Origin of the sequence: Aestuariibacter sp. A3R04 (genome assembly GCF_018860805.1) — a bacterium.
Lineage (GTDB): Bacteria > Pseudomonadota > Gammaproteobacteria > Enterobacterales > Alteromonadaceae > Alteromonas.
Genome location: NZ_JAHKQR010000001.1, coordinates 534,157 through 558,863 on the forward strand (window position 1 = coordinate 534,157; position 24,707 = coordinate 558,863).

Here is a 24,707-nt window from a genome sequence, read left to right on the forward strand (position 1 = left end):
CATGTACCAGAAACACTTTGGTCTCAAAGAGTTGCCTTTTTCCCTCACTCCTAATACGCAGTATTATTTTGCTTTGCCACCCCACAAGCAGGCAATGGAGGTACTGACGACGGCACTAAATGTGGGGGAAGGCTTTATTAAGATCACCGGCGAAGTGGGGACTGGAAAAACCCTGTTGTGCCGAAAGTTGTTAAAAGAACTGCCAGCGCATATCCAGGCGGCTTATATTCCCAACCCTATGCTATCGCCAGACGCCCTTCGACGAGCAGTGGCTGCAGAGCTCGGCGTTGACCTCACCAGTGGTATTGACCAACAGCAATTTACCCAATTAATAGAACAGCAGTTGCTCGCCCTGTCGTCAAGGGGCAAATCTGTTGTGCTAATTATTGATGAAGCGCAGGCGTTACCCGAGGAAAGCTTAGAAGCATTGCGACTCATGACTAATCTGGAAACCGAAACAAAAAAACTGCTTCAGGTGATTTTGTTCGGGCAACCTGAACTTGACGAAAAGCTCGCTAAACATACTCTTCGTCAGTTGCGTCAACGTATTAGCTTCAGCTATCAGTTGAAGCCGATGATAGCCCACCACATTGAACAATACCTGCGGCATCGTCTTGCTGTCGCAGGGTACAAGGGAACGCCCATTTTCTCTGCTCCTGTTTGTGTAGCATTGGCTAAAGCCAGTACCGGCACGGCGCGACTGGTAAATATTCTTGCCCACAAGAGCCTTATGCTGGCATACGGAGAAGGCAAATCCAGGGTTACGAAGACCCATGTAGCTTACGCTGCTGCAGATACTGAATCTGCCATACATCCAACAGTTTTAGGCACTTCCCGTTGGTTGTGGCCGTTGTTGTGTTTACTAGGTGGTGGGCTTATCGCTGCAGTACTTCTGCTGCTCGGGGGGCCGCGATGAGTGTTATCAATAAGATGTTGCAGGACCTGGAAAATCGCGACGCAAGCAATACGGTGAATAATCATTATGTTCCATTGGAAAAAACGCTGTCCCGACGCAACGCCTGGCTGATCATTGGACTCATCGTTATTATTGCGATTCTCGTGTTGGCGTTACTGCGCATGGGGCGGTCTTCTTATGCGCCTTCCACCCCAAGTGCTCATCATTCATCGCTGCAAAGTACGGTGATGGGTGCCGAAGGCCCTAAAGATGAAGAAGGCGGAAGTGAAACGCGAGAAAACGAACTTCGAACAAAAGAGTGGTCAGAAAAAACCCTTCCACGCCATGAACAAGACACCATAACAAAGCCTGAGCCGTCACTTCACGGCGGTGGGAATACGCCATTGGTTTCTGCTTCGGACAGTGCAAATTACCCTGATGAGCCTGCGAGTAATTCGCCTGAGGTGTTGAACGCCAGTAAACCGTCTGGCAGCGCTAAACATCAAGAGGAAAAGCCGCAAACCGAAGAGGCGGAACTGTCTGAGATGACAGTAACAAAATCTGTTGATGATGGCGAAGTTGTCAGTTTACAACAGCGTATAGAACAAGCCATGAAGCAAGGCGAAACAATGCGAAGTATTACCTTGTTACAACAACTGGTAGAGCAAGAGCCTGATGATATCGCGGCGATGAAAAAGTTGGCGTCGCAACAGTTTGCCGCCGGGCAAATCAGTCAGGCAATGCGCACATTAGAGCAGGCAAGACGGCGTTTTGACAACGCGCCAAGCCTATTACTTATGTTGTCCCGGTTGTACCAGCATCAGGGAAAAGACACCCTGGCATGGGAAACCATTGCTGAATTCGACGGCACAAATACCGAACTCCTGAGTTACCGGGCTACATTGGCGTCATCATTGATGCGCTATGAGGCAGCGCGAACCGATTATCGTCAACTAGTGCAAATTGAGCCTGCACAAGCGCGATGGTGGCTCGGCCTAGGGGTTGCCAATGACAAACTCAGCTATGCTCACGACGCGCTAGTTGCGTACAGACGCGTACTTCAACACGGCGGTATTAATAGCAATGTGGAGGCATTCGTGCGCAATAGAATGGTCGTACTGGCGGAGGGAGTACAATGAGTCGAACACGAATTCGTCTGGGGGATTTACTGGTAAAAGACGGTATTATTTCCGAAGCGAACCTGATGCAAGCGTTGGCAGAGCAGAAGAAAACCGGTCGCAAACTGGGGGCAACGCTGATTTCCCTGGGCATGGTTACTGAACAGTCTTTACTTACCCTTTTGTCTCGTCACCTCAACGTGCCACTTATCAATCTGGATGATTATCAGGTGAAAGCCAACGCGGTGAAATTGCTCCCAGAAATGCAGGCCCGTCGCAACCGGGCTATGGTTATCGACGACAAAGGCGACAAATTGCTGGTGGTTATGAGTGACCCGGCTGATCTCAACGCCCAGGACAACCTGGCAGAATTGTTGCCAAAGCCCTTTGATGTTGCTGTTGTCAGCGAGGGGCAATTGTATGATGCGTACGATGGTTTTTACCGTAAAACCGAAGAAATTGCGTCCTTTGCCCATGAATTGGCGGAAGAATACGAAGACAACGATGACTTTTCACTCACCGACAATGTCGATGGTGAACAGGACACGGCGGTGTCTCGTTTACTGCAATCTATATTTGATGACGCAGTTATTGCAAAAGCGTCTGACATACACATTGAACCTGATGAGAATGCCTTGCGAATTCGGCACAGAGTGGATGGCGTGCTACAGGAAAATGTCATCCCTCAGGCAAATATTGCCGCAGCACTGGTACTTCGGCTGAAACTGATGGCAGGCCTGGATATATCTGAAAAACGTTTACCTCAGGACGGCAGAACGCAGATAACGGTGAAAGGGCATCGCATTGATGTGCGCTTGTCTACCATGCCGGTGCAAGCCGGAGAGTCCGTGGTTATGCGGTTGCTCGACCAATCAGCCGGTTTGTTGACCCTCACTCAGACAGGCATGCCCGCAGCGATGCTAAAACGTTTTCGCAATATGCTGCATAGACCCCACGGTATGTTGCTGGTAACCGGTCCCACTGGGTCGGGTAAAACCACAACATTGTATGGAGCACTGAGTGAGTTGAATCAGCCTGAGCGCAAAATCATTACGGTGGAAGATCCGGTGGAGTATCGCTTGCCCAGAGTAAATCAAGTGCAGGTGAACAGTAAAATTAACCTCACCTTCTCCAGCGTACTGAGAACCACGCTGCGTCAGGATCCAGACATTATCATGGTAGGGGAAATGCGAGATCAGGAAACTGTGGAAATTGGCCTTCGTGGCGCATTAACCGGCCACCTGGTTTTATCTACTTTGCATACCAACGACGCGATTTCCAGTGCCATTCGATTGCTGGACATGGGAGCGCCGGGGTATTTAGTAGCCAGTTCTCTGAAAGGAGTGGTTGCACAGCGCCTTGTTCGCCGTATCTGCGATAATTGTGAAGAAGACTACACGCCTAACCACGATGAACAATTGTGGCTAAAGCACGTCGACGGCGCATTATCCCAGGTTCAGTTTAAACAGGGCGCTGGTTGCCAAAAGTGTAATCAAACCGGTTATAGGGGGCGTATTGGTGTGTTCGAATTACTGGAAATGAATGAATCAATGATGACTGCGCTCAAAACGAGTGATACGGTTGCGTTTGCCGAACATGCCGTGCAAAGTAAACACTACAGGCCTCTGGCCTATGCAGCGCTGACGTACGCCAAGATGGGCCTGACCACAGTCGAGGAAGTCCTCAAACTCACGGAAATGGTGTCAGAGCGGGATGAGGCAGACCCAAGTGATAATGAGGGCAGCGAGCACAGTGGCTAAGTTCAGTTATACAGCCAAGGACAAAAACGGCGTGCTGTTATCGGGCTCTGTAGAGGCATCTGACGAGCAATCGGCAGCTAAAACGCTTATGGCACGCAGTGTGATACCGCTTTCTATTACTCCTGACAACGGCGGTGAAGCCAATCGTACCAGTATTAACAATCGGGTGAACTGGTTTACGCCAAACGTGTCACTAAATGAACTGGCTATGTTCTGTCGTCAAATGTACTCCCTTACACGAGCGGGCCTTCCTATTTTGCGCTCAGTTAGTGGGCTTGCAGAAACCAGTCAGTCTTTGCGAATGCAGCAAGCCCTGCGGGATGTGATTACCCAACTTGAACGGGGGCGCACACTATCGACAGCAATGAACCAGCACACGCAAATATTCAATCACCTGTTTGTAAGTATCATTCACGTGGGTGAAAACACCGGTCGTCTTGACGAGGCCTTCCTGCAACTGGCTGATTATTTGGAGCGCGAGCAGGAAACGCGCAAACAGATTAAGGCGGCTACCCGTTACCCGGTTTTTGTACTAATAGCACTGGCTATCGCGTTTGTTGTACTGAATATTTTTGTAATTCCCAAGTTTGCCACTATGTTTGACAAGTTTGGCGCAGAATTGCCCGCAATGACCAGAGCACTGCTAGCTATTTCAGATTTTATGGTTCATCGAAGTTACTGGCTGGTATTGCTTATCGCACTACTGTGGCTGGGAGTACACCGCTATCTCAACACCGCCGAAGGGCGGCTTCGCTGGGACAAACTCAAACTGCATATGCCTGTGATTGGCGACATTGTAAGGCGTTCATTACTGGCTCGTTTTAGTCGTAGCTTTTCCATGATGTTGCGAGCAGGCGTGCCTTTAACCTCAGCGCTAAACCTCGTTGCTGATGCGGTCGATAACACGTTTATGGCGTCGAAAATTGTCCAAATGCGTCAACGCATCGAAAAGGGAGAAAACCTCACCCGTGTCAGTCAGTCCAGTGGCTTGTTCACAGCTATGATTATGCAGATGATCAACGTAGGTGAAGAAACAGGTAGAGTGGATGAACTTTTGGCTGAGGTAGCTGGCTTTTACGAGCGGGAAGTGGATTACGATTTAAAACGGTTAACCGCCAGAATAGAGCCAGTGCTTATTGTGGTGGTGGCATGTATGGTGATGGTACTTGCACTGGGCATATTCTCGCCCATGTGGGACATGATGGGCGCCATCAAAGGAGGCCGGTAGTGAAAACGCAAAACAGCGCAAACGAAGAACAGCGTAAGCAGTACATTGGTATTGTGTCGATTATCGTCTTTGCCCTCCTGATGGGAATGCTAATTGTGCACCTTTATGAAGAAGAACCAAACTTGAAAAAGCAACTATTAGGGCAGTTTGGTAAAAAGCTGGAAGACAGCGCTATTTCGGCGCACTGGCAGTGGCGGGCAGAAGGCAACCCGGAAATGATCATGCTCGTACACTATAACCTGGCGGGGAAAGAAACCGACCGTCGGCCTGTGCGAATGGGGTTGAACGGCTGGCCGAAGGTAGAACGAACCTCAGAAGGCTGCAAGAAACTCTGGCAAATGCTACTAAACCAGCCAATGGAAGTAGACGGGTTCCGTGTACACGGCGAATACTATCGGGCAGATCACGAAGACGATGAAACTGACAACGCCTATTGCCGTTATCGCCTGAGCGCCGGTGACTATTTCGACTATGCTGTTAGTACGGGCGACGTCACTTTTAAGGAATAACCCTCACGTGGAAAATGCAATGACAAAAACAATGGGAAAAGTACACGCTGACTATCCGGGCCATGTGTCGGGTTTCACTTTAATTGAGCTGACAATTGTGATTGTTCTGCTGGGCCTTCTGGCGGCTGTGGCAATTCCGCGTTTTCTCGATGTCACTGAAGATGCAGAAGATGCTACGGTAGAAGGCGTAGCTGGTGGCTTTGCAACGGGAGTTGGTCTGGTGCGCGCCCAGTGGGAATTGGAAGCCAGACCTATGGATAATGACAATGCCAATCAGACCTATGTTACGTTAAGCGGTGTGCAGGTTGGAGTGGATAAAGACACTGGCTATCCCACCGGACATCTGGCGAACGATCAAAGCACAGAAGACACCAGTATCTCAGACGATGACTGTCAAAGTATTTTTAACCTGATTATGCAAAGCGCGCCAACCATTACCGCCACATGGCTAAATGTGGCATCAGATCGGTTTCGCTATTACACCGCGGTGAGTAATGGAACCGGAGTGGGCGGTAACGATCAGTGTTATTACTACCTCAGTCAAACAGTGAAAAATTTTGCCAGTGCGCCAACGGGCACAGGGCGAGGCAATGGTTTTGTATACGATCCAAGAATTGGTCAGGTTATTGTATTTACTAACAACGGTGATCAATCCATAACCAATTAAGCGCTAACTTGCATCATAATCCTTACAAATACAATTTGTCTAAAGAGGCACATACTATGAAACAACGTGGTTTTACCTTAATTGAGCTGGTTATCGTTATTGTTATTCTCGGTATACTGGCGGTGACGGCCGCGCCCCGTTTTATTGATTTACAAGGTGATGCCCGTGCGTCAACACTACAAGGCGTGAAAGCTGCGTTGGAAAGTGGTATGCAACTGGTTTATGCAAAATCTGCCATTGCCGGCGAGCAGGACACAGCCTATGCAGGTAACAATAACACCCGAGTAACTATCAATAATATCGCGATAGATACAGATTTTGGTTATCCCGATGCAGAACGCACAAATATTACGCGTTTGAATGCATGGGCAGATCTAAACGACAACGACTGGACCGTTGCCGCTAATTCACCGTCAGCAGGCTCATTTGCAATTACACCTGAAGGCGTGGCCTATACTGCCACAGCAGCCGATCAGTGCCAGGTTATTTATACGGAAGCTGCCAGTGAGAACGAACGCCCGGTTATTGAAGTGCAGTCAACCGGTTGTTAATCCGGATAGCCCTATGCCATTGAGAGCCGGGCTCTCTCGCCCAGCGTTGTTTCCTGCATCTTCCGGCTTCACATTACTTGAACTTGTAATTGTGCTGGTTATCGTCTCGGCACTTTCCGTGACGGCTATTGCCCGGTTTCAGAGCGATAGCGGTTACAAAGAAATTGTACTGCAAAAACGATTGCTCAGTGCGTTGCGGCACATGCAGCTACAAGCCATGTACGACGAGCGCGATGTGTGTTACCGCATGGCTTTCGATTACACACCCGGCGCCCAGGGCTTTGCTCCGACGGTGAGCCGCTTCAGTACTGCCAGTGCAGCCAGTTCTTGTCATTCAACCCCAAATTTCTCATCTACCCCGGCGCTGCGCACCGATCCCGGTGAACTCTCTGCCATGAAGGTTACCATGAACGGCTATGACGGCAGGGCTGTTGTGCCCGCTCACATCGGGTTTAATACCTTTGGTGAACCCCTTACCGATGGGGCCCGCTGTCGATCGTTGGAAGGCTGCGCAATTTGGTTTACCGGCGAGGACACTGTGGGCGTCTGTATTAATGCTGAAGGGCATATCTATGAATGTTAGTCGCGGTTTCACATTAATTGAAGTTGTGGTTGGCATGGTTGTATTTGCTATTGTTATGTTTGCTGCCGTGGCATTGTTCGTAGAACAATCCAGAATTAGCATTGAGCCCTTGTGGCAAACTCGGGGAGCAACTCTTGGTGAGTCTCTGTTGGCCGAAATAATGGCTCAACCGTTTGATGAAAATGCCGGTACATTGGGCCAGGGCCCACGCTGTAACGAAGGGACAGATTGCACTTACAGTGGCTCGTTGGGGCCCGATGCGGGTGAAAGTCGCGGCACCTTTGATGATGTAGATGATTATCACCTGCTTTCGCAGGTAAATGGCGGTATTACCGACAGCCTTGGCAATCCGCTCATAATCGACGGACACCCCGTTTATCAAGGGTTTCAGGTGCAGGTGCTGGTGCATTACGACGACAACATGGACGGGGTGGATGACGATGATCTCAACGGTGACGGGCTCTATGATACGGGGGCGTATCACGGCAACATGAAGCGGGTGTTGGTGGTGGTTACCACGCCAAGTGGAGAGCGAATTGCGTTGTCGGGTTATCGGGGGAACCTGCAATGAAAGTGATGCGCGGTTTTACTCTGTTCGAGTTGATAGTGGTAATTCTCGTGCTTGGCATTCTGGGGGCCGGTGTTTCTGCTTTTATGGGAAATACAGTGCAATTGTTCAATGGTGTTGTACAGCGCGAACAACTCATGAATGAAAGCCGGTTTGTGGTGACCCGAATGACCAAAGAAATTCAGCAAGCTATACCCAACAGCCTGCGAATCTCTGGCAACAGTGGGGTACATTGTCTGGAATTTGTGCCGGTGCAATGGCTTGCCGCGTACGCCCATATACCGGTTTTACCCACCTCTGACCGAATTATGGACATGGTCTTTCCCATCGACGCTGATGGCCTTTTTCATTTCGTTGCCTTTAATCAATACGTAGTGATTAACCCTCTCGTTCCGTCCCACGTGTATGACCTCAATCAAAACCGCCGTGCCCGCGTGCTCAACTGCAGCGACGATGGTGACGGCAGGTGTCCGACCCGGGATGACAGTGACGACGTGATACAGGTGCAGCTTAGCAATGCCTTTGCGGAGGCCTCTACAGGCAGACATGTGTATTTTGCCAGTAGAACCGTTAGCTATTGCGTTTCAGCGGGCGTGCTGTACCGCAAAGAAGACGCGCTAACTTCAACTCAGTCTTTGTCTTTAAACCGCGCTCATGTGGTAGCTACAGCGCTAACTAATACCTTGTCTGCGTCACCGGGAACTGCACCTGGTTCGCAGGATCCGTTTCATTTGTATCCGGGCAGTATGGGGGCGAGCAACGGCGTACAAATTCGCCTTCTGTTCAGCAAAAACGAAGAACAGTTAATTCAATTCAAAGAGGTTTATCCCCATGGCAGGCCGTAACGCTTGTGCAGTGCAACAACAAGGCAGCATGCTGGTTATGGCGGTATTTGCGATGGTCGTCATGGCGTTGCTGGGACTGACGTTAACCCGCTTACTGGCTTCCGGCAGTCAATCCGTGGTGTATGATGTCGTGGGCGTACGCGCCGGACAGGCCGCCGAAGCAGGGTTGATGCAATTGGCATTGTCGGTCACGCCACTAAACGGTGCTGCACAGCCTTGCGCGGGAACAATTCACAGTGCGCCGGCATTTTCTGCTATTGAGGGGTTTAAAGGGTGTAACTACACCGCGCGATGTCAAACTCTTCCGTTTACCGAATCGTCAACAAACTTCTATCATTACGAACTGAAAAGTACCGGTACTTGCGCCTTGGCTGAGGGCGTTGCCTCAATAACCCGAACGTTGCGATTCACCCGTCAGCAGTAATTCCAAAATATTGTCGTTTCAAAGCTTAAATAAATGAACCCATCACGTTAGTTTGGGTCTAACTGCCATTCGCTGGCAAGCGAGAAAAACGCAGCAGGGCCACCCGGTAGTTTTTATCAGGTGATGAATTAATCGTCAGTTTTTCGCCATTGAGTGCAAAGACTGCTCTGAAACGCACTTTATATGCGAGTTAGCCGCCGATTTGCTTGCTGAAATTGACACCCGTTGTTAAAGTGTGTGGATATCTATCTTCTTTATCGCAGTCACGCCAAAAACCATACCCAATAAAGGTGTGCAGGCGCATTTACAGGAACTGGCATTTCATGTTTAAAAAGCTTCGAGGCATGTTTTCCAACGACTTGTCCATCGACCTCGGAACGGCAAATACGCTCATTTACGTTAAAGATCAGGGCATTGTCCTCAACGAACCTTCAGTAGTGGCTATTAGGCAGGAGCGCGCTTCCGGCCCTAAAAGTGTCGCCGCTGTGGGGGCTGAAGCCAAGCGAATGCTGGGCAGAACGCCGGGAAATATTCGCGCGATTCGCCCAATGAAAGATGGGGTCATTGCTGATTTCTACGTAACCGAAAAAATGCTTCAGCACTTTATTAAGCAAGTGCATGACAACAATTTTTTAAGACCAAGCCCCCGGGTGTTGGTATGTGTTCCATGTGGTTCAACACAGGTAGAGCGAAGGGCGATTAAAGAATCGGCTCTCGGTGCCGGCGCGCGGGAAGTCTACTTGATCGATGAACCCATGGCGGCAGCAATAGGAGCGGGGTTACCTGTGTCTGAAGCCACCGGCTCTATGGTTGTAGATATTGGTGGTGGTACAACAGAAGTTGCCATTATCTCGTTAAACGGCGTAGTGTATTCATCATCGGTTCGCATCGGTGGAGATAAGTTTGACGAAGCTATCATTAACTACATCCGCCGCAATTTCGGTTCGCTTATCGGTGAAGCGACGGCAGAGCGCATTAAGCATGAAATTGGTGCTGCTTATCCGGGCGACGAAGTGCGCGAAATTGAGGTGAGAGGCCGTAACTTGGCTGAAGGGGTACCCCGCGGTTTTATCCTGAATTCGAATGAAATTCTCGAAGCCTTGCAGGAACCGCTTACCGGTATTGTCTCAGCTGTCATGGTGGCACTGGAGCAATCCCCGCCGGAACTGGCTTCTGATATTTCAGAGCGCGGCATGGTGTTAACCGGGGGGGGCGCGTTGCTTAAAGATCTTGACCGCTTACTGATGGAAGAAACCGGAATTCCTGTGGTTATTGCCGATGACCCATTAACCTGCGTAGCGCGAGGCGGTGGCAAGGCATTCGATATGATTGACTTGCACGGCGGCGACCTGTTCAGCTACGAATAAATAAGTAAACAGGCAACCGCAAGGTTGCCTTGCTGTTTTTATGGATACCATATTCACCCGCGGTCCTTCTCTTAATATTCGTCTCGCTATGGCGCTGGTGATGTCTGTGGTATTGATTATTGCCGATCACAAATTCGATGCGTTTCAATCTTCCCGGGTTTATATGAATTCATTGATGAGCCCGCTGCAATATTTTGCCAATCTTCCAAGCGTATTGCTGGATGTAAGCTCACAGCGCTTAACTTCAAGGGAAGATTTGGTTGAAGAAAACCAACGACTAACCAATCAGGTACTGTTGATGAGCGAACGCCTGCAGCGTTTTGAAGTATTGCAGTCCGAGAACGATAAACTTCGCAAGTTGCTTCAGGCACCGGTGAAAAAACCGGCAAAAAAAATGGTGGCGGAACTAATGGCGGTGGACAACAGTCCTTTTAGCCAGCAAATTGTTATCAACAAAGGGGCGCTTGAAGACGTCTATCTGTCTCAGTCAGTGTTGGATGACAAAGGCATTGTAGGGCAGGTGATGGAAGTGGGCAGCACCAACAGCCGAGTGGTTCTTATCACCGATGTAACCCACGCCATTCCCGTGCGCTCCGCGCGAAACGACATTCGCTTTATTGCCAGTGGCACTGGCTCTATTGATGAACTTACCTTAGAACACGTACCCCATAGCGTAGACATTGAAGAGGGGGATTTACTGGTGAGTTCAGGTTTAGGCCATGTTTTTCCCGAAGGTTATCCTGTGGCTATTGTCAATCGAGTGGTACGGGATGAAAGTCGTCCTTTCGCCAGTGTGACAGCGCGTCCTCTTGCTCGCCTCGACAGGTTGAAGTATTTGCTGTTGTTGGGCAGTGACGAGGGGCAGCAGGGCGAAGTGTTGCCAGTGGAGGGGGAAACTAATGATTAGAACCCGACATTACGCCATTCCCCTGACTATTCTTATCGCGCTGGTATTGCAAATTATGCCGTTGCCCATTCAGGTCGATACTTACCGCCCAGACTGGGTGCTTATAGTTTTGTCCTACTGGACTATGGCTTTGCCTCATCGCGCCAATGTGGGTGTGGCATTTATCAGTGGTGTTGCCACCGATATCCTCTTGGGTACAGCTCTGGGCGTTCACTGCTTTGCGCTCAGTTTGGCGGTGTATATTCTGGCCGCCAACTACCAACGTTTGCGCAACTATTCGGTGTGGCAGCAGGCCATCATTATCGGTTTAATCAGCGCTCTGTACCATGCAGTGCTGTTTTGGCTTCAACACCTGTTAACCGGGATCCCGTTTCAGTTGAATTACTTGTGGCCTGTCGTGAGTTCCATGGTGTTGTGGCCGTGGATTTTCTGGATACTTCGCAAAGCCCGCAGACAACTTAACATTAGTTAGGAGAGAACATGGCCAAAGCACTGATACTTGCGTCAGCGTCACCTCGCCGCACAGCATTACTGACGCAAATGGGCTTTGCTCACCAGCAGTTTGCGGTGGATATCGATGAGTCCCCCCGAAATGGCGAAACCCCTCTGGATTTAGTTAACCGGCTGGCAACGGAGAAGGCTTCTACGGCCTGGCAGCGCTGGCAGGGAAATCGGGCCCAGACCGTTATACTCGCGTCTGACACGCTCATTGCCTTTGAAGGGAAACCTCTGGGGAAGCCGGCAGATAAAACAGATTACAAGGCCATGCTTAACGCGTTGTCGGACAACCGCCATCAGGTATTAACCGCGGTGAGTGTAAGAGACAGCAAGCGGCAGAAAACTATTCATGTTTGCACCTACGTGGATTTTGCTCCGTTGTCAGAAGAAGAGATAGAGGCTTATTGGCAAACCGGTGAGCCTGCCGATAAAGCAGGCAGTTATGCTATTCAGGGAATTGGCGGCCAATTTGTTAAATCAGTGACAGGAAGCGCAAGTTCAGTGGTGGGATTGCCACTGTACGAAACCCGTTGTCTGTTAAAAGAATTTGGAATAGAACAGTGAGTGCCGAACTATTAATTAATGTTACGCCATCGGAGTCGCGGGTTGCGCTTATTGAAAACGGTATTTTACAAGAAGTACACGTTGAGCGACATACTAAAAAAGGCCTGGTTGGCAATATCTATCGTGGAAAGGTAAGCCGTGTACTGCCTGGTATGCAGGCTGCTTTTGTTGATATCGGTTTGGATAAAGCCGCGTTTTTGCATGCGTCGGATATCGTCATTCACAATGAAGTGGCAGATGAAGTCAACAGCAGTCATATTCAAAAACAGGATATTCGCGATCTGGTAAAAGACGGGCAAGATATTGTGGTTCAGGTGGTTAAAGATCCCATTGGCACAAAAGGCGCCCGGTTGACCACCGACATCACTATTCCCTCTCGCTATTTGGTATTTATGCCCAGTGTGACGCATGTTGGCGTAAGTCAGCGCATTGAGGATGAAAGTGAACGTGAACGCCTGAAAAACCTGGTTCAGGAATACTGTGACCAGGAAGGTGGATTTATCCTGCGTACGGCCGCCGAAGGGGTAAATAAAAATGAATTGTCTTCCGATGCCGCGTTTTTACGACGCCTGTGGAATAAAATTCAGCAGCGAATGAAGCGAAAAAAATCCAATGTACTCTACGAGGATTTGCCGCTGGCCAGACGGGTATTACGAGATTTTGTCGGTACTGAGTTGGATCGGATACGTATTGATTCGAATTTGTCTTTTCAGGAGTTGCGGGATTTTACCGGAGAATATGTGCCCGAGCTGCAAAGCAAGCTCGAATATTACAAAGGTGAACGTCCGATTTTTGATTTGTACGATGTTGAAAATGAGGTTCAGCGGGCACTTGAACGGCGGGTAGATTTAAAGTCAGGCGGGTACCTGATTATCGACCAGACAGAAGCCATGACCACCATCGACATCAACACCGGGGCCTTTGTGGGTCACAGGAATCTGGAAGAAACCATCTTCAACACGAATATCGAAGCCACACTGGCCATTGCCAGACAGCTCAGATTGAGAAATCTCGGGGGAATGATCCTCATTGATTTTATCGATATGTCGGAACAAGATCACAAAAGACGTGTCTTACATAGTCTGGAGGTGGCAACGAGTAAGGACAGGGCCAAGATCAATATCCATGGCTTTACTGCCCTTGGACTCATTGAAATGACAAGGAAACGGACACGGGAAAGTCTGGAGCACACATTGTGTGGCGAATGCCCGGTGTGTAAGGGACGGGGCTCGGTGAAAACTATCGAAACCATTTGCTTTGAAATAATGCGCGAAGTCGTTAGGGTTAACCGGGCTTATGACGCGGATATGTTTGTCATATACGCGTCACCAAAAGTGGCAGATGCACTGTTGGGAGATGAATCTCACGTGCTCGCGGAACTGGAAGTGTTCGTATCGAAGCAAATTAAGGTACAAACTGAGCCACTTTATAACCAGGACAAATACGACGTTGTAATGATGTAAGGTGGTGGCTATTTTGTGAGAAAAGCAGGCGAGGTAGCAGCATACTTTATTAAAAAAGTGTGGTTGTTATTGGCAGTTGTACTGGTTCTTTTTGCCGTCATGCTTAGCGTTTTGCGCTACGCATTGCCTCATCTCGACCATAAAAAACACCTGCTTGAAGAATACGTTAACGAAAAATACGGCGTAGAATTACACATCGGTAGTGTGCAGGCCGACTGGGTGAAAGAGGGGCCCAGTGTTATTCTGAACGATGTTGTGCTGGTGAACAGCGATTCGTCCCCCGTGGCGTTGGAAATCGAGCAGGTACATATGAAAATCGATTTCTGGGAAAGTTTGCGTCAACGCATGCTTTCATCTAATGCCTTTACCCTTGATACCCTCAGTGTTGAAATCGATACCGACAGATTGCACGATGCCGGTGAAAGCGACTTTCCCGTAGTGGATGCACTGAAAAGCCTTTTTCTCGAACAACTCCAACGCTTTACGCTTTCAGATGGCGAGGTAGTACTGCTGCGCAATGGCACTCGCGAAGTGCTGCAGATCGATGCCCTGAATTGGCTTAACCGGGATGAGCATCACCAGGGAACCGGGGCCATTCGCGTACAGGAACTCACCAATAACTCGGCATCGTTTATCATTGATTTAACCGGCTCTCCGGACAATCTCAATGGTGTGTTGTATGCGAAGGCAAAGGATCTGGATATTTCTCCCTGGGTGAAAGGCTTGTTATCTACCCACCGACCGCTACAGGAAAGCCGTGCCAATTTTGAAGTATGGGCAGAAGTTAGCAGTAGTGAATTCAGTGCGTTCTACACGCAGTTTGACGAGAGTAAACTGGCTTGGGGGGAAGAAGATGAACTGGTATTTAACTCGGGTATTCGCGGTGGCAGTATTCAGGCGCTACCGGTGGGAGAAAATTGGCATTTCCGCGTCGATCAACTGATCTTCGAATCGAATGACCAAAGCCTGGTAACCGACCTTGTTGGCACGGTAGACAGTCAGGGTGAAATGCTCGTCAATACAGTAAAACCCGCGCCGGTGAATCCTTTCCTGGTACTACTGCCCTTGTTTACCAACGACACTGCAGACGACAACGTCCGCGACTTGAACCCTACAGGCCAGTTGGCTACGATGCAGTTGTACCTCACCAGCAAGGGGGTGCAACTGGCCGCTAAACTCATTGATATCAGTTGGCAACAGGAAAAAAAGATTCCGGGCTTAGACGCCATTGATGCCGATATCTACTGGTATAAAAATCAAGGTGTGATTTTACTCTCCGCAGAAGACGCCAGCCTTGATATTGATAATTTGCTGCCAGATAACCTCAATATCGATACCCTTAGCGGTAAAGTATTCGTTTACTCTGACCAGGACGAGTGGGTTGTAGAAAGTTACGAGCTTGCTGTTCGTTCTGACAAATTATCGTTTTCTCCCGCCTTTCACTATCGCACCGGCTCAAAGGCGTTACTGGCAAGAGCCGACATTGCACCTCGTCCATTAGAAAATATTCAGGCGTTGTTACCTGGGCCTCTTATGGGCAAGCACACGTCGGCGTTTCTCAATCGCGCATTGGCAGGGTCAGGTGAAATAGCCGGTGGAACAATACTATGGCAGGGTAGATTATCGGATTTTCCCTTCGCCGATAACCAAGGCGTATTTCTGGCTCAAGTAGCCCTGAAAGATGCCACTTTTCAATTTTCTAAGGATTGGCTGCCGCTGACTCACACCGACGCCACCTTGATATTTGAGAATAGAGGTCTGTCCATTACCAGTCCGGGAGGGAGACTCGGAGATATTCGCGTAGGTAATATGCAGGCAAGGATCCCCGCTTTAACTAAAGGCGGAGAGCTAACCATTGATGCAGTGGGGGAAGGTCAGGCTGAAGCAGTTACTGCGCTGATGTTGCAAAGTAGCCTGGCTGATTCGTTGGGGCGATTGCTGGACAAAGATATTATCGCGTCTGGTACTTTGAAAGCTGCTTTGAACCTGGTTATTCCTTTTGACGACCCGCATGTGGTGGCGACAGGCAGTGTGCAATTGAATGGCAATGATATCACCGTCACCAGTACCGGCATGCGTTTTTCCGGTACTCACGGAGAGATATCTTTTGTAAATGACGCGATTAGTGCAGACAATATTACCGCGGATTTATTGGCGCAGCCTGTTACGCTGTCCTTTTCTGGTTTCAAGGAAAACAGCGATTACCGGGTGGATATAGGCCTTGCCGGCGAATGGAATGTAGGTCCGCTTCTCAGTCAGTACAATCCCGATTTTAAGCAGTATCTCTCTGGCAGCAGCGGCTGGCAGGCCGTGGTAGATTTAACCCTTCAACCCCAAGGTTTTAGCTATGGCGCAAACCTCACTGCGCCGTTAACGGGGATAAATTCAGATTTACCTGCACCATTTGCAAAAGAGGCTGAGCAAACCCTGTTATTAAATATCATCAGTGAAGGCAATCAACAGGCGTCTACTGTGAAAGCGAGTTTAGGTGACGAGGTGCGCTTCGAAGGTGTACTTCCCCATGAGGAGATGCAGTTTTCTCGGGCTCATTTAGCCATGGGGGAAAGCGATTTCGTCGGGATGGGCATTGGTTTTAGTATTTCCGCTGAACTGCCGTATGTCGACTCTGCTGATTGGTACAAAACCATCGAGATGCTGGTATCGGGTATCTCTGCTAAGCAGGGTGATTCTAGCAAAGCGACCTTGTTTTCCGTTCCCGAGCGAATATTTATTACCACAGACAGCCTGGTTATTGCCGGACAGCAGCTTACAAACGCGCGGGTGACCGCCAAGCAGCAGAACAACAACTGGATGCTGGACATTAATGCCGCCCAGGCCCGGGCCACGGTGAATCTTTATGATGATTGGCTGGCTCGGGGGGTGTCTGTTGAAGCTGACTACCTGCGGTTTGACAAGTGGAAGGAAAAAACGGAAGACCAAGCTCAACATCAGTGGAACGCCGATACCTTGCCTCCTGTGTATTTTCATTGTGCCCAATGTTCAGTACTGGAAAGAGACCTAGGCGAAGTGACTCTTGATGTGGTGAAAGCCGACAGTGGGCTTGATATTCGTCAGTTCCGGTCGCAGAGCAAACACGGTTTAATTACTGCCAGTGGCAAATGGATCTTTGGAAAAGACACCAATCACACATCATTGGAAGGCACGGTAAAAAGCGACGATGTGGGGTTAATGCTTAAAGCGTGGGGACTTGACAGTGGCATAAAAGACTCCGGCGCAAATGTTGAGTTTGCGTTGAATTGGGACAAGTCCCCAATGGATTTTGATACATCCCTGGTGTCCGGCGATGTGTCTTGGTCACTGTCAGATGGCTACCTCAGTGAAGTGAGTGACAAAGGTTCGCGCATATTCACATTATTCAGTTTAAACTCATTGGTGCGAAAACTGAGCCTGGATTTTCGCGATGTATTTGCCACTGGCTTTTTCTATGATGATATGAGTGGTACGTTGCGCATTGACAATGGTAAAGCGTTCACAGACGACACGGTAATTGATGGGGGCGCCGGTGACATTAACATTCGCGGATATACGGACTTAGTCACCAGCGAGCTGAACTACAATGTGGAGTTTACACCCAATGTAACAGGCAATCTGCCAATTTTGGTGTATTTTTTGGCCACGCCGCCCACGGCTCTCGCGGCACTGGCGCTGGATCAGGTGCTGACCTCGGCTAAAGTTATTTCAAATGTTAATTATCACGTTACCGGCACGCTGAGTGAACCGGTTTTTGACGAGGTTGGGAGAGACAGTAAAGAAGTTAGCTTACCCGCACAAACGAACCCGGTTGACCCGGCGTTGGAACCTCTTGCAGATCCGGACATGGAACGCATAAAACTGGAGATAAACGATGATTAAAACGGTGGCGCTGCAAATGACATCAACGCCGGATATCAACGAAAATCTTGCTTTCGTGGAAAAGGCGCTGGCATCTATACCCGCCGACAAACACGTTCCGCACTTAGTTGTGCTCCCCGAGTGTTTTGCTTGCTTTGGTACCCGTGATGGCACACTGCTTAGTATTGCTGAAGCAAGGGGCCATGGCGATATACAAGCAGCACTCAGTCGGTTTGCCAAACAGTTCGGTTGCTATCTTGTGGGGGGCACAATTCCCCTTAAAACCGATGATATATCGCAATTTACTGCGTCGAGTTTGTTCTATGGCCCGGATGGGCAGTTACTGGCCGAATATCAGAAAATACATATGTTTGACGCCGCCGTTAACGACGCGACGAAAGCCTATCGCGAGTCAAAATATACCCGTCCGGGCGAAAATGTAATAGTAATCGACACACCAATAGGGCGTATAGGTATGGCGGTATGCTATGATGTGCGCTTTCCGGGATTGTTCACGGCGATGGGCGATGTTGACATACTGGTGCTGCCGGCGGCTTTTACACAACGAACGGGTGAAGCCCACTGGACAACACTGGTCAGGGCGCGGGCCATCGAAAAACAGTGTTTTGTGGTTGGCGCAAACCAAACTGGTGTGCACGACAACAAGCGCGAGACTTATGGTCACAGCATGATTGTTTCTCCCTGGGGAGAAGTTATCGCAGAGAAAACTACCGACACAGGCAGTGTTATTGCAGACATCGACCTCAGCATTCGCAAGACGCTGAAAACGGATATGCCCGTGAGCGAACACAATCGATTCAGGAGTCATTTTGTTTAATAACGTGAAATCGCATCTGCTGACAGACTCCGGGTTGGAGCTGTCCTCTTTAGAGAAAGCCCTTGGTCAGATCTACCACCACGATAATGATTACGCTGATTTGTACTTTCAGTCCAGCCAACACGAGAGTTGGGTACTGGAAGATGGCATTATTAAAGACGGTAGCTACAACATCGAACGCGGCGTGGGCGTTCGGGCCATTAGCGGTGAAAAAACTGGCTTTGCTTATTCCGATGAGATAACTGAAGATGCGCTGCTCAGCGCCTGTCGCGCGGCGAGAAGTATTGCGCCTGCCGGTGGCAAGCATGCAGTAAAAAGCCTGAGCAATAGCGAGTATCGCGTGCGCTACGAAAGCAACAATCCTCTCCTCGCCATGGAAGACGCCGAAAAAATTTCTCTTTTGCGTGCCGTAGACAGTTACATCCGTAAAAAAGAGCCTGGTATTAATCAGGTGGTAGTGAGCCTGAGCGGGGTTTATGAAGAGGTGTTAGTGGCTGCTACAGACGGTACACTGGCCAGTGATATCAGGCCCTTGGTACGTCTTAACTGTTCTGTGTTAATGGAACAAGGTGATCGCAGAGAGCGCGGCAGTGCTGGTGCTGGCGGGCGTCACTCTTATGATTTCTTTACCACAGACAAAGATGGTCGTCCGTACTATGAAACTTTAGCTGATGAAGCGCTGCATATGGCCAGAATTAACATGGAAGCGGTGGCATCGCCTGCCGGAACCATGCCAGTTGTACTGGGCTCCGGCTGGCCAGGCGTATTGCTTCACGAAGCCGTCGGTCATGGACTAGAAGGCGATTTTAATCGCAAAGGCGCATCTACTTTTAGCGGCCGCATTGGCGAAAGAGTCGCAGCCAAAGGGGTAACAGTTGTTGACGATGGCACACTTCAGGACCGCCGTGGTTCGTTGTCAGTGGATGATGAGGGTACGCCTACACAACACAATGTGCTTATTGAAGATGGCATCCTTAAGGGTTACATGCAGGACAAGATGAACGCGCGACTGATGGGGGTGAGCCCCACCGGTAACGGTCGCAGGGAGTCGTTTGCTCACTTGCCTATGCCGCGAATGACCAATACCTACATGCTGGGTGGACAACACGACCCTCAGGAAATTATTGCGTCTATCGACAAGGGTATTTATGCGCCTAATTTTGCCGGTGGCCAGGTAGACATTACCTCTGGTAAGTTTGTGTTCTCAAGCGCGGAAGCTTACCTCATTGAAAACGGAAAAATCACCGCACCAGTGAAAGGCGCAACGTTAATTGGCAACGGCCCGGAAGTCATGCAAAAAATATCAATGATAGGTAACGATGTGGCACTGGATCGCGGAGTAGGGGTGTGTGGAAAAGACGGTCAGTCTGTTCCTGTGGGCGTGGGGCAGCCCACCCTTAAGGTGGATGAGCTAACGGTCGGCGGCACAGCCTGATATCACCTTTGCTCAGCGCGCCATGTAAGCTCAAAATTGCATGGCGCTGACTGAACCGGGATGACTTATACCGGGTTGAGTTTTATTCTTCGTGTATCACTTCTTTTAAATACTGAAATAATTCCCGAAACGCTTTTGGGGCAGCGCTCTTTTCCCTCTCCTTTTTAATTTGCCGGTGGTACTGGCGCAATTTTTGTCTGTCTAGTGCCGGGTGGGCCTCAATAAGACGCTGAATAGCATCGTCGCCTTCATTGATTATCGCGTCCCTGGCTTTCTCCAAAGCGTGAAAGGCGGCATTAGTTTGTTGATGTTGATGGGCCAGTTTGGCCATAGCGGCCTCAATGTCAGCAACATCGCGACCGCGCATCAGCTTACCAATAAACTGTAGCTGGCGGCGATAGCCGTCTTTTTTCCTGTTGATCCGCTGCGCCAGTTCCACAGAGTCCCTTAAGTCATCGTCTAAAGGTATGGTAGCCAGGTGCGCAGGGGTTAGGTTGACCAAAGCTTCGCCGAGTTTTTGAAGTTCGGCAGACTGGCGTTTTAGTTCTGTTTTACTGACAAATTCAACATCATCATCCTGTTCGATGTCGTCAAATAAGTTTTCTTCTTCAGAATGATGGTTGTTCTCGCTCATTTGGCACTCATAAATGTTACACTGCAATAATCCGGTTATTGTGACATACAGACAGAAATAGCGAAACTGACTATGCAAATAGAAAAGCAAATTGCGGAAATTCAGAACATTGTTGATGACGTGCTGAAAATGGCGCTGAGCAAGGGAGCCACCCAAGCGGAAGCGAGCATGTCAAAGGTACAGGGGATTGCTGTTTCTTCTCGCATGTGCGACGTTGAGAACGTGGAATTCAATAACGATGGCGGTTTGGGGATCAGCGTTTACGTAGGTAAGCACAAGGGCAGTGCATCAACGGCTGATCTCAGTAAAGAAGGGTTGGCGCTTACGGTGGAAAAAGCGGTGGACATTGCCCGCTACACCAGCGAAGACGACTGTACCGGCTTAGCCGATGAAGCGCTTATCGCTACAGAATTTCCCGATTTGGATCTTTACCATCCCATTGAGCTTGACCCCCAAAAGGGCATTGAAATGGCCGTTGCCGCAGAACAAGCGGCCATGGCACACGACAAGCGCATTACTAATTCTGATGGCGCATCCTACAACGCCAATATGGGTATGCGTGTTTACGGCAATACACATGGCATAAATGCCGGTTATCCTTCCAGCCGTTACAGCTTAAGCTGCATGATGATTGGCGCGGAAAACGGTGATATGCAGCGGGACTATGCTTATACAGTGAACCGAGTGCCATCACTACTGAAAGGCGCTGAAGAGATAGGTCGTGAAGCGGCAGAAGCGACGGTTGCCCGCCTCGGAGCGCGTAAACTTGCTACTGGCAAAGTGCCTGTTATGTTGCACAAAGACGTTGCAAGCTCCCTGTTTGGCCACTACGTCAGCGCGATTAGCGGTGGTAGTTTGTATCGTCGTTCTTCGTTTCTGCTCGATAAGCTCGGCGAACAGGTTTTCCCTCATTGGTTAACTATTGAAGAAAAACCTCATCTGAAAGCGGGCCTGGCCAGCTCTGTCTTTGATGCCGAAGGCGTGGCTACTAAAGACATGACCATTGTGGAAAACGGCATTCTGTCTCACTACTTGTACACGACCTACTCTGCGCGAAAGCTCGGGGTGATCTCCAATGGTCACGCCGGTGGGATTCACAACTGGATCATTGGTGACACAGGGCAAAGTGATGGGCAAATGCTTCAGGAATTGGGAACCGGGCTGTTGGTCACAGAACTGATGGGGCAGGGGGTCAATACCGTAACAGGCGATTATTCGCGTGGTGCTGCTGGTTTTTGGGTAGAAAACGGGGTTATTCAGTATCCTGTTCACGAAGTGACTATTGCCGGCAATCTGAAAGACATGTTTATGAATATTCAGGCCATAGGGGCTGAACGCGAACTTCGCGGCGGTGTACAAACCGGGTCGGTGCTCATTGGTGAAATGCATATAGCTGGAAGTTAATTTTCATCTGCAAGTGAACAGACATAAAAAAACGCAGCGATATGCTGCGTTTTTAGTGTTCGGCTATGACAACCTTAGCTGTCTACAGAACCGCAAAATCGGTAGCCTTCGCCGTGAATGGTTACAATCAATTCTTCATCGCTGGGCTCTGATTCAAAGTGCTTGCGAATACGACGAATTGTCACGTCTACCGTTCTGTCGTTCGGACGTAATTCGCGACCAGTCATTTCCATAATAAGCTGTTCCCGCGTAAGGATTTTACCCGGATTGCTCAAGAACAAATGCAAGGCGCGGAATTCAGAGCGGGGTAAACGGAATTCAGTGTTACTTGGCGAAATAAGTGAGCGGCTGTCGCCATCTAACGTCCAACCGTTAAAGCTTACGCGGCTTGGTAAATCGTCATCTTCTGCAGAACTGGTCGTTCGCGCTAGCAGGTTACGGGCACGTATTGTTAATTCGCGGGGGTTAAACGGCTTGGTGAGATAGTCATCTGCACCAATTTCCAGACCCAAAATACGGTCAACGTCATTGTCTCGACCTGTTAGGAAGATTAAGCCGATGTTTTTACGGTCACGAACTTCACGTGCCAGAATTAACCCGTTTTTGCCTGGTAGGTTAATGTCCATTATCACCAGATTGATAGAGTGATTCTCGAAAAAATCATGCATCTGAGCGCCATCCTCGGCTTCAAACACATTGTAGCCTTCAGCTTCAAACAAACTCTTCAGTGTGGTCCTGGTGACCATTTCATCTTCAACAATTAAAATATTTGGCGTCTGCATGGTGTTTTACACTCTTCTACAATCGATTAAGCTAGCTTCTGACAAATTACACTACCCGAACGCTTTTTGTAAGGTGTTTCGAATAACTTGTCTACGGTATAAGGATTAGTACAAAAATTACAAGGGGTTATTCACTTTTTAACGGTAATTTACCTGATTCAGCCCTTTCTACAGGGAAAATAATAATAAATTCCACACCATTTTGCTCTTCACTGGTAATGGTTATCGTACCGTTTAGTGCCTGGGTCACCAGATTATACACCAGGTGCATACCTAGCCCGGAACCACCTTGCCCTCTTTTTGTCGTAACAAACGGGTCAAAAATCCGCTTGCGAATATCGCGGGGGATCCCTTTGCCGTTGTCTTTGTAAATTAATTTTAGCTTAGCGGGAGGAAGCAATTCTGCAACAATATCGATCTCTCCGCTGTCTATTCCTTCAAACCCGTGAATCACTGAATTCATTATCAGGTTTATAAGGATCTGATTAATGGGCCCGGCCTTGCTTTCGACTACAAGCGTAGGGTCACAGCTCACATTAATGACGTGATTGAGTTTTTTCAGCCTAGGTCGCAATGACAGTAGTATCTCATTAACCAGCTGTTCAACGCAAAAAGTACGGTTGTTTTCACTGGATTGATCTACCGCGACTTGCTTAAAGCTGGATATAAGCTCCGCTGCCCGGTTCAGGTTCCTGTATATAATATTCAGGTTTTCCTGGCTTTCCCTAATAAACCTCGACATTGTACTGGCTTTTAAGGTTTTACTCTCGAACTCTTTTTGAATAATCGCCAGTTTGTCCAGCATCATCGTTGAAGCGGTGACGCCGAGGCCGATGGGGGTATTAACTTCGTGGGCAACGCCCGCCACCATATCGCCCAGAGACGCCATTTTTTCATTTTGCACCATTTGTCGCTGAAATTGGTGTAGTTTCTCCAGTGTCTGAATGAGTTCCTGGTTGGCGTCTCTCAATGCCAGGGTACGCTGATTGACGATATCTTCCAGTGACGAGTTGAGCTTGCGCAGCTGTTCCTCAGCTAGCTTTTGCCTTTGCATGTATTCCTGAATTCGACTGAGCATGACATTAATGGCGTCAGACAATATGTTCAGTTCACTGAATTTTGTAGCCTGAGCGCGGGATGCATAATCCCGTTGTCTTGAGGTTCTGTTGAGGAACTCTCCTAAATTTCTAATTGGTGTCGTTAGTACACTTTGAAGTTTCCAGGCTACCAGATAGCTAATTAGCAACATGATCACGGTGATCATTACATGCCGAATGACTAACTTGCGAATAGACGTTTTGAAAGGCGCTAAGGTTGATTGAATAAATACATAGCCTGCCGTGGTGCCCCGGTCACTTACCACTGCCCGGGAAACCTCGATGGTGTTATCACTTAGCATCGGCTGAAAATAGTTTGTAATAGTCTGGCTGTGGGATGCAGTTTGGGTTTCGCCTTCGCGGGTATAGTTGCTGATTTGCTCAACTTCAAAGGCGTTAATTTGCCGGTAAACATGAGCATTTAAAATGGAAGATGAAGCCGAAAGGGCTTTCAGTTTGCGGTTAATGGCGTACTTCGCGTTTTGCGCATCCGGGGCGTCGAGATCTTTGCTGACAGAGGCGGCAATGAATTCAGCGGTAGTAATTATCTCGTTGCGCAGTGACTTCTCGTAAAACGCAATCTGATAAAAAACGGAATAGCACGCAGGAACAATCAGCGCCACGGCAGTGACTGTCATCACTGCCCACAAAAACAAGCTGCGTATTGAGAGCTGCACGGGAGCTGAATTCATTGTGTTCCGTTTTGCGCCATTCCTTT

General features: G+C 49.1%; 22 protein-coding genes and 1 pseudogene. 20 read left to right on the forward strand and 3 right to left on the reverse strand.

The window, feature by feature from the left end; translation table 11 throughout:
* Position 1: 1 nt before the first annotated feature.
* The 19 genes and pseudogenes from KO518_RS02265 to tldD all read left to right on the forward strand — a co-directional run bounded on the left by KO518_RS02265 (position 2) and on the right by tldD (position 20,072).
* A complete protein-coding gene (locus KO518_RS02265) occupies positions 2-916 on the forward strand; it encodes an ExeA family protein (RefSeq protein ID WP_216024178.1) in 915 nt (304 codons plus the stop codon).
* Positions 913-2,034, forward strand: coding sequence for a lipopolysaccharide assembly protein LapB (locus KO518_RS02270; protein ID WP_216024179.1), 1,122 nt, complete (start codon positions 913-915; stop codon positions 2,032-2,034). The genes KO518_RS02265 and KO518_RS02270 overlap by 4 nt, the downstream gene beginning before the upstream one ends.
* Positions 2,031-3,773, forward strand: coding sequence for a GspE/PulE family protein (locus tag KO518_RS02275; RefSeq protein ID WP_216024180.1), 1,743 nt, complete (start codon positions 2,031-2,033; stop codon positions 3,771-3,773). Before KO518_RS02270 ends, KO518_RS02275 begins: the two co-directional genes overlap by 4 nt.
* Positions 3,766-5,001, forward strand: coding sequence for a type II secretion system F family protein (locus tag KO518_RS02280; RefSeq protein WP_216024181.1), 1,236 nt, complete (start codon positions 3,766-3,768; stop codon positions 4,999-5,001). The genes KO518_RS02275 and KO518_RS02280 overlap by 8 nt, the downstream gene beginning before the upstream one ends.
* On the forward strand, positions 5,001-5,510 hold the full coding sequence (locus KO518_RS02285; RefSeq protein ID WP_216024182.1) for a hypothetical protein: 510 nt from the start codon (positions 5,001-5,003) through the stop codon (positions 5,508-5,510). The genes KO518_RS02280 and KO518_RS02285 overlap by 1 nt, the downstream gene beginning before the upstream one ends.
* Positions 5,511-5,529: 19 nt before the next feature.
* Positions 5,530-6,177, forward strand: a complete 648-nt coding sequence (locus KO518_RS02290; RefSeq protein ID WP_216024183.1) for a Tfp pilus assembly protein FimT/FimU — start codon at positions 5,530-5,532, stop codon at positions 6,175-6,177.
* Positions 6,178-6,233: 56 nt separating this feature from the next.
* Positions 6,234-6,327 (forward strand): annotated as a pseudogene (locus tag KO518_RS20155) (type IV pilin protein); the annotation flags it as partial.
* Between the two features lie 414 nt (positions 6,328-6,741).
* The gene (locus tag KO518_RS02300; protein ID WP_216024185.1) at positions 6,742-7,311 is read left to right on the forward strand and encodes a type II secretion system protein; all 570 of its coding nucleotides are present in this window, start codon (positions 6,742-6,744) and stop codon (positions 7,309-7,311) included.
* Positions 7,301-7,882, forward strand: coding sequence for a prepilin-type N-terminal cleavage/methylation domain-containing protein (locus KO518_RS02305; RefSeq protein ID WP_216024186.1), 582 nt, complete (start codon positions 7,301-7,303; stop codon positions 7,880-7,882). Before KO518_RS02300 ends, KO518_RS02305 begins: the two co-directional genes overlap by 11 nt.
* Positions 7,879-8,724: a PilW family protein gene (locus KO518_RS02310; protein ID WP_216024187.1), complete on the forward strand. Its 846-nt coding sequence runs from the start codon at positions 7,879-7,881 to the stop codon at positions 8,722-8,724. The genes KO518_RS02305 and KO518_RS02310 overlap by 4 nt, the downstream gene beginning before the upstream one ends.
* Positions 8,711-9,148, forward strand: coding sequence for a type II secretory pathway component (locus KO518_RS02315; protein ID WP_216024188.1), 438 nt, complete (start codon positions 8,711-8,713; stop codon positions 9,146-9,148). The genes KO518_RS02310 and KO518_RS02315 overlap by 14 nt, the downstream gene beginning before the upstream one ends.
* 323 nt (positions 9,149-9,471) lie before the next feature.
* A complete protein-coding gene (locus tag KO518_RS02320) occupies positions 9,472-10,515 on the forward strand; it encodes a rod shape-determining protein (protein ID WP_216024189.1) in 1,044 nt (347 codons plus the stop codon).
* A gap of 40 nt (positions 10,516-10,555) precedes the next feature.
* Positions 10,556-11,422 (forward strand): rod shape-determining protein MreC, encoded by an 867-nt coding sequence (mreC, locus tag KO518_RS02325; RefSeq protein WP_216024190.1) that lies wholly within the window; start codon positions 10,556-10,558, stop codon positions 11,420-11,422.
* The gene (mreD, locus tag KO518_RS02330; RefSeq protein ID WP_252735744.1) at positions 11,415-11,894 is read left to right on the forward strand and encodes a rod shape-determining protein MreD; all 480 of its coding nucleotides are present in this window, start codon (positions 11,415-11,417) and stop codon (positions 11,892-11,894) included. Before mreC ends, mreD begins: the two co-directional genes overlap by 8 nt.
* 8 nt (positions 11,895-11,902) lie before the next feature.
* Complete coding sequence (locus tag KO518_RS02335; RefSeq protein WP_216024191.1) at positions 11,903-12,484, forward strand: nucleoside triphosphate pyrophosphatase; 582 nt, start codon at positions 11,903-11,905, stop codon at positions 12,482-12,484.
* Positions 12,481-13,947 (forward strand): ribonuclease G, encoded by a 1,467-nt coding sequence (rng, locus tag KO518_RS02340; protein ID WP_216024192.1) that lies wholly within the window; start codon positions 12,481-12,483, stop codon positions 13,945-13,947. The genes KO518_RS02335 and rng overlap by 4 nt, the downstream gene beginning before the upstream one ends.
* 15 nt (positions 13,948-13,962) lie before the next feature.
* Positions 13,963-17,820, forward strand: coding sequence for a YhdP family protein (locus tag KO518_RS02345; protein WP_371742219.1), 3,858 nt, complete (start codon positions 13,963-13,965; stop codon positions 17,818-17,820).
* Positions 17,813-18,637 (forward strand): carbon-nitrogen hydrolase family protein, encoded by an 825-nt coding sequence (locus KO518_RS02350; protein ID WP_216024193.1) that lies wholly within the window; start codon positions 17,813-17,815, stop codon positions 18,635-18,637. The genes KO518_RS02345 and KO518_RS02350 overlap by 8 nt, the downstream gene beginning before the upstream one ends.
* On the forward strand, positions 18,630-20,072 hold the full coding sequence (tldD, locus tag KO518_RS02355) for a metalloprotease TldD (RefSeq protein WP_216024194.1): 1,443 nt from the start codon (positions 18,630-18,632) through the stop codon (positions 20,070-20,072). Before KO518_RS02350 ends, tldD begins: the two co-directional genes overlap by 8 nt.
* An 82-nt stretch (positions 20,073-20,154) precedes the next feature.
* On the opposite strand, the gene yjgA is transcribed toward tldD, so the two are convergent.
* Complete coding sequence (yjgA, locus tag KO518_RS02360) at positions 20,155-20,706, reverse strand: ribosome biogenesis factor YjgA (protein WP_216024195.1); 552 nt, start codon at positions 20,704-20,706, stop codon at positions 20,155-20,157.
* A gap of 72 nt (positions 20,707-20,778) precedes the next feature.
* Between yjgA and pmbA the strand changes: the two genes are divergently transcribed.
* Positions 20,779-22,110, forward strand: coding sequence for a metalloprotease PmbA (gene pmbA / locus KO518_RS02365; RefSeq protein WP_216024196.1), 1,332 nt, complete (start codon positions 20,779-20,781; stop codon positions 22,108-22,110).
* A gap of 74 nt (positions 22,111-22,184) precedes the next feature.
* On the opposite strand, the gene arcA is transcribed toward pmbA, so the two are convergent.
* Positions 22,185-22,892, reverse strand: coding sequence for a two-component system response regulator ArcA (gene arcA / locus KO518_RS02370; protein ID WP_216024197.1), 708 nt, complete (start codon positions 22,890-22,892; stop codon positions 22,185-22,187).
* A 127-nt stretch (positions 22,893-23,019) separates the two neighbouring features.
* Positions 23,020-24,681: a sensor histidine kinase gene (locus tag KO518_RS02375; RefSeq protein WP_216024198.1), complete on the reverse strand. Its 1,662-nt coding sequence runs from the start codon at positions 24,679-24,681 to the stop codon at positions 23,020-23,022.
* Positions 24,682-24,707 lie beyond the last annotated feature (26 nt).